Here is a 6,333-nt window from a genome sequence, read left to right on the forward strand (position 1 = left end):
ACGACGACCGGGAACTTGCCCGGCGCGATCGCGACCCGGTCGAGGGCACGGTCCTGCAGCGTGTCGAACGGCCCCTCGAACAGCGACACCGGAGCCTTGAGGTGTATCCCGCTCCACTCGTCCGGCGCGTACTGCACCTGCTGTCCGGTCGTCGTCTTCGCCACCGGATACCACAGCCACACCGCCAGCCGCCGAGGCCCGTCCGCGAACGGATCCCGCCGCGGGGCATCGGTCCACTCGTACGTCCGCCGCCCTACCTGAAACCCACCACTGGGCTCCGGCAACGAAACCGGCTCAGACCGCTGCACCAACACCCAGCCCACATAGCCGGCCCCACCCAGCAACAAAACCAGCAGCAGGATCACGACCCCGGTCCGCACCCGCCTACGCATACTCCAACCATCTCACCCTCGCCGGTTCCACCTGGGCAGAAACTCCTGGAGAGATGTCGAAGTGGGGGAGGTGGTTCCGACGTTTCGGGTGTTCTGTCGGGTTTCGCGCGGGTTTCGCGTGGTTGAGGAGGACTGGGATGAGTTTGCCGGAGGTTGTCGGGCGGGACGCGTGGGTGGCGGCGCGGCGGGAGTTGCTGGCCGCGGAGAAGGCGTTCACCAAGGAGCGGGACGCGTTGAACACGCGGCGGCGGGAGTTGCCGATGGTGCTGGTGGACGCGCCGTACGTGTTCACCGGGGCCGGCGGGGAGGTGAAGCTGGTGGACCTGTTCGAGGGGCGGCATCAGCTTGTCGTCTACCACATCATGTACCCGCCGGAGTGGGACGCGGCCTGCCCGAACTGCACCGGATTCGTCGACGACATCGGCTCGCAGCGCGCGCTGAACGAGTCCGGCACGACGTTCGTACTGATCTCGCGCGGGCCGTACGAGAAGCTCGCCGCGTACCAGGCCGACCGCGGCTGGGTGCACCCGTGGTACTCGTCGGCCGGCACCACCTTCAACTACGATTACCACGTCACGCTGGACGACTCGGTGGTCCCGTTCGAGTACAACTACCGCTCGAAGGCCGACTGGGACGAACGCCCGCACGCCGGCTTCATCCAGCAGGACCAGCCCTTCGACCTCCACGGCCTGAGCTGCTTCCTGCGCGTCGGCGACGACGTCTACCACACCTACTCGACGTACGGCCGCGGCCCCGACGCGATGACGTTCTCCGTCAACGCCCTCGACATGACCGCCCTCGGACGCCAGGAACCCTGGGAAAAACCCGCCGGCCGAGCCATTCCCAGCTCGACCGACGACCACTGCCACTGACCCCCGGCGGGCGCGCTCAAGCGCGCCCGCCGAAGTCTCCGACCAGCCCCGGTACGGCGCTGTCGAAACCGGAGCTGTCCAGCATCCCCGGATCCGCCGGGTCCGCGATCGTCGCGCGGCTCGCGGTTCGTCGCCACCACGACCAGCCGGGCGGCGATCCCGAGCGCCTGGCGGTACTGCCGCAGCGCCTGGTGCGGATGGATGTCGCCGTACCACGTCTCGTTGTCGGTGAAGATCACGAACGTGTCGACCGCGAGCTTCCGGCGGAGCGCGTACCGCATCGGCCGCGCGCAGTCCGTGGCACCGAACGGCAGCTCCGCGACCGCCTGGATCGCGTCGTCGAGGCGCTGCCGCGGGCTGACCGCCGGCTTGGTCAGCCCGGTGTTCCGGAAGCCCGACCAACGATCTCGTACGACGCCTCGGTCGCGGTCGTGACGAGTGCGAGCTCCGCCGGTGCCCCGCGGCAGCTGATCGGCAGGCCGGACACCGGCGCCGTCATCGACGCGGACACGTCGAGCGCCGGCAGCATCCGCTTCCCGGCCGGCTCGACCGCGTCGTACGCGCGGTAGAACGCGGCGTCGAGCGCATCCATGATCGCCCGCGACGGCGTCCACGACCCGCCCGCGCCGTGACCACCGGAATAGGTGCGCTGCGCAACGAGTACGGCGACCGGGTGCACCCGTGCCTTCCGCAGCCGGGCGGTGTCGGTGAGCTCGTCCGCGACGACCCGCGCCCACGGACCGTGCGGATCCAGCCGGGTGCGGCGGGGGAGTTGCCGGAGCAGCGCGGTCTGCGGGAGGCTGTTCGCGAGCAGCGCTTCCCAGACGCGCGGCTCGTTCAGGAACCGGTCGGGGATCATCTCCCACGACAGGGCACGGTTGAACGTGACGACGTCCGCGGCTTCGGTGGCGTCGGTCGTGGCCTGGACGCGTTCGAACGCGGCGAGCAGCGGCAGTGCGGACAGGTCCGCCGTACGTCCGTGGATCCAGCCGAAGAGCTCGCGCCGTACCGGCTCCGTCGTCCTCGGGTGCGATAGCCGGAGCAGATCCGCGTGCGACCACCCGTTGCGCCGGCGGTACTTGACGACCTGGTACGCGACCGTGTCCACGCCGCGCTCCGGGTCGACGTACCAGTTGCCGATCGCGCGGCGGGTACCGCGGCCCCAGCCGCCGAGCTGCTCCAGATAACCCGCGAACGTGAACAGGTGCGTGCGTGCCGGTCCGCGCCACGAGCGGGACGGCCGCGACCGCGGCGCGCCGACTGTCGTCGTCACCGAGCTTCGCCGCCGCGGTGCGCGGCCGGACCGCCACGCAATGGGAAGGCGATGGGTTTGTGGCCGTAGGCAACTGTATGGGTGCGCTGTGGACAACTTCCCCCTGTGGATAACTCGGGTAGTGGAATCTCCTTGAAAATAAGGAATTCTGGCGTTGGAAACTGTCGGAGGGCGTGTCTAGAGTTGTGGACATGGAGATCCTCGGCGCGCGACCCGTCTGGTCGATGAGTGACAGCGAGAAGCTGTCGGCTCTCGACGCGGTCGTCGCCGAGGAGGCGCGGCTGCTAACGCTGCGGTGGCAGTTGACGGCCGGCCTGGACGCTTCCGGGTACGCGAAGGAGTTAGGCGCCGGGGATACCGCCCGACTGCTGTCCGCGCGGTACCGCCAGGACCTGAAGGACGCCCGCCGCGACGTCCGCCTCGCCAATCGGATCGCCGCCTACACCGCCACCGGCGCAGCCCTGCCGGATCCGGCCGTTCCGTTCCCCGACCCGAGCTACGCGACCGCAGCGTTCGCGGAGACCTCCGAGGATGGGCCTGCCCAGACCGAGACCGCCGAGACCGCCGAGACCGCCGAGGCTGTCGATGAGTCTGCGACCGGCCGCGGTGCCGTGGAGTACGAGTGGCGGGTGAGTCCGGCGCAGGCTGCCGCGATCGTCGCCGTACTGGACGGGGTCCCGTCGAGCGTCCCGCTGGAGAACCTCGCGGTCGCGGAGCAAGAACTGATCGGCCTGGCCGCCACGCACACTCCACTGGAGCTGCGCCGCGCCGGCCGCAGGATCCGCGACCTCCTCGACCCCGACGGACCGGAGCCCGACGAGAAGGAGGCCTACAAGCGCGAATCCCTGCTGCTGAAGCCGTCCGACCGCGGTGTCACCTTCACCGGCTACCTCGCCAACGAGAACGCCGAGCTCTTCCGCACTCTGATCCACACATACGCTCGCCCGCACCGGACAACCGACGGCGAACTCGACCCCCGCCCCCTGAGCAAACGCCAGGCCGACGCCCTCACCACCATCCTCAACGCCACCATCGTCAAGACCACCGGCCAGTCCGAAACCAGCGCCGATGCGAGTGCGGGCCCTGGTGCGGACGGGGATGCGGCCGGAGCCCGGATCGTTCCGGGGTGCGGGCCGAAACCGCACATCAGCATCACGATCGACTACCGCGACCTCAGCACAGCCACGGCGAACGCCACCGGCAGCTTGATCTTCGGCGATGAGCTGTCCGCAGCGACCGTACGACGGCTCGCCTGCGACGCCGACGTACTGCCGATCGTCCTCGGCTCGAAGTCACAACCGCTCGACGTCGGGACCAGCCAACGTCTCGTCACCCGCCCGATGCGCCGCGCCCTCAACGCCCGCGACAAAGGCTGCGTCGTCTGCAGCGCCCCACCGATCCACACCGAAGCCCACCACATCATCCACTGGGCCGACGGCGGCCCCACCGCCGTCACGAACCTCGCCCTGCTCTGCAAACGCCACCACCAGGACCTGCACTCCGGCCACTGGCAGATCCGCATCCTCGACGGCATCGTCCAGGTGACCCGTCCGCCCTGGACGACCCCGACCCGCATCCCACCCGACCGGTACCACCCACCAACCGCCGACATCGTCCACACACCGCCCGCTCCACCACCTGATCCCTGGGCCGACGAGGACCACCCCACACTCAACCTCAGCTCACCGCCACCGGTCGCGCCCAGCAGCACGTCGGTGCAGGCGGTGGTTGATCCGTGGGGCGATGAAGCTGGTCCCGCGCCGGGCGTGAGTCCGGTGGCGCCCGCGGCACGTGACGTGTGGGGAGATGCTGTTCCGCCGGCCGGCGTCTCGGCGCAGGGTGTGGTTGATCCGTGGGGCGATGAAGCTGGTCCCGCGCCGGGCGTGAGTCCGGTGGCGCCCGGCGCACGTGACATGTGGGGTGATGCTGTCTCGCCGGCTGGCGTCTGGGCGCGGGGTGTGGTTGGTCCGTGGGGTGATGAGGGTGTGCCGGAGTCGGCGTGAGTCCGGTGGTGCCCGTGGCAGGTGACGTGTTGGGGTGATGGTGTTCCGCCGGCCGGCGTCTGGGCGCGGGGTGTGGTTGATCCGTGGGGTGATGAGGCTGTGCCGGAGTCGGTGTGAGTCCGGTGGTGCCCGTCGCGCTCGACGTGTGGAGTAGTGCCATCGCGCCGACCAGACCCTCGGTGCAGGCTGGAATTGCCCGGGTTTCACGGACAGATGCTTGAGTCGGTTGCGTAGATGATGGGTGAGACGTAGCCGAGTGTCGAGTGGCGGCGGTGGTGGTTGTAGGTCCAGATGTAGTTGAACAGGCGTGCGCGGGCTTCGGCGCGGGTGGCTGGTTGTCCTTTGGGGTAGATCTCTTCGTTCTTGAACGAGGCGAACCATGACTCCATGACGGCGTTGTCGACGGCTGCTTTGCGTTCTCCGATCGAGACGCGCATGCGGTGGTCGACGGCGAGGTCGAGCCAGTCGGTGGAGGTGAACTGGTAGCCGCGGTCGGAGTGGATGATGCAGCCCGTGGGCGGGTGCCGGCTGCGCAGCGCCTCGCGGAAGGCGCGGATGGCGGTGGTTGGTGTCTCCAGGTCTGCGGTGGCCCAGCTGATGACCTCGCGGTTGAACGCGTCCAGGATGACTGCGGCGTAGAGCCATCCCTGCTGGGTGCGGATCTGGGTCAGGTCGGTGAACCACAGGGCGTTGGCGGTGTCGGCGTGGAAGTCGCGGCGGACGTGGTCGCCGATGTCTGGGCGGCGCACGGGAGGCGCCGAGCGGGGCCGGGCCTTGATCTTGCCGCGGCAGGCGCGGATGCCGTTGGCCCGCATCAACCGGGCCACCCGGTGCCGGCCCACGTGGTGCTCGCGCGCCAGGAGCTCGCGATGGATCCGCGGGGCGCCGTAGTAGCCGCGAACCAGATGGATCTGCTGGATCTCGGCGAGCAGGAACAGGTTCTCGGCGGCACGCCCCCGAGGTTCGCGGCCGGTTCGGGCCAGCCAGTCGTAGTAGCCCGAACGGGACACACCGAGGACCTTGCAGTGCAGGCTGATGCTGATCTCCGGATCAGCGGCCTTCTCCGCCCGGATGTAGCAGTACAGATCTACTGGTCCGCCCGCCGCGCGAAGAAGGCCAGCGCTTTTCCCAAGATCTCGAGCTCCTGCTCCTTGCGCGCCAACTCCTTCTCCAGCCGCCTGATCTTGGCCTTGTCGGACTCACCACCCTGCCCGGCGGCGTTGTCGGCGATCCGGGCGCGCTCGAGCTTCGCGTCGCGCTTGTCCGCGGCCCGGACCCAGTTCGAGACCGTGGTCGCCGACAAGTTGAACTCCCTGGCCAGGTCGATGAACGTACGACCGCCCTTGCGGTGCAGTTCGACGATCTGATCCTTGAACTCCTGCGAAAACGGCACCATCGAGACACCTTTCCGTGGCCCTCAAACCCACTGTGACGGGTGTCCGTGAAATCCGGGTAGGCCCAGGCTGCAGGTGATCGGTGGGGCGAGGGCAGCGCATCCGTGCGGTGATGTGCGAGTTCTCCTCCCCTCGTCGGCTCACCGGGGCCGGTCCTGGGGGCGTTTGCAGGACGAGGACGCGAGCGCCCGCAGGTAGGTGGCCGGCAGAGTCTGCCGCTGCCGCTGCTGCCGCTGGCACGGCGGGGCACTGCGGGGACGGTTGTTGATGAGCGCGAGCTGTCCGGTTCACGTTCTTGCTGCCGGGCATCGGTTGGGCCAGGAGCCTGGTTGTACGGCGTCCGGTTGTGCTGCGTGGGCGGCGGGGACGCGTGACGTACGTGGACGTGCGGTTTGGGCC

General features: G+C 69.1%; 5 protein-coding genes and 1 pseudogene. 2 read left to right on the forward strand and 4 right to left on the reverse strand.

What is annotated here, in order from left to right; genetic code table 11:
• Positions 1-392 (reverse strand): annotated as a pseudogene (locus VFF46_RS17670) (hypothetical protein); the annotation flags it as partial.
• A gap of 137 nt (positions 393-529) precedes the next feature.
• On the opposite strand from VFF46_RS17670, the gene VFF46_RS17675 reads away from it, so the two are divergent.
• Positions 530-1,264 carry a DUF899 domain-containing protein gene (locus VFF46_RS17675; RefSeq protein ID WP_325038230.1) on the forward strand — a complete coding sequence of 245 codons (735 nt, stop codon included), beginning with the start codon at positions 530-532 and terminating at the stop codon, positions 1,262-1,264.
• Positions 1,265-1,637: 373 nt separating this feature from the next.
• On the opposite strand, the gene VFF46_RS17680 is transcribed toward VFF46_RS17675, so the two are convergent.
• Positions 1,638-2,537: a TROVE domain-containing protein gene (locus VFF46_RS17680; RefSeq protein WP_325038231.1), complete on the reverse strand. Its 900-nt coding sequence runs from the start codon at positions 2,535-2,537 to the stop codon at positions 1,638-1,640.
• Between the two features lie 191 nt (positions 2,538-2,728).
• Here VFF46_RS17680 and VFF46_RS17685 point away from each other — a divergent pair, with 191 nt between their 5' ends.
• Positions 2,729-4,540 (forward strand): HNH endonuclease signature motif containing protein, encoded by a 1,812-nt coding sequence (locus tag VFF46_RS17685; protein WP_325038232.1) that lies wholly within the window; start codon positions 2,729-2,731, stop codon positions 4,538-4,540.
• 203 nt (positions 4,541-4,743) lie between these two features.
• Here the strand turns inward: VFF46_RS17685 and VFF46_RS17690 are convergent, their stop codons facing one another.
• Together VFF46_RS17690 and VFF46_RS17695 are read right to left on the reverse strand one after the other, a co-directional pair.
• Positions 4,744-5,625 carry an IS3 family transposase gene (locus tag VFF46_RS17690; protein ID WP_325038234.1) on the reverse strand — a complete coding sequence of 294 codons (882 nt, stop codon included), beginning with the start codon at positions 5,623-5,625 and terminating at the stop codon, positions 4,744-4,746.
• Between the two features lie 2 nt (positions 5,626-5,627).
• Complete coding sequence (locus tag VFF46_RS17695; RefSeq protein WP_325038233.1) at positions 5,628-5,936, reverse strand: transposase; 309 nt, start codon at positions 5,934-5,936, stop codon at positions 5,628-5,630.
• Positions 5,937-6,333 lie beyond the last annotated feature (397 nt).

The sequence above is a fragment of the Kribbella sp. genome, from assembly GCF_035655035.1.
In the GTDB taxonomy this organism is placed as follows: domain Bacteria; phylum Actinomycetota; class Actinomycetes; order Propionibacteriales; family Kribbellaceae; genus Kribbella.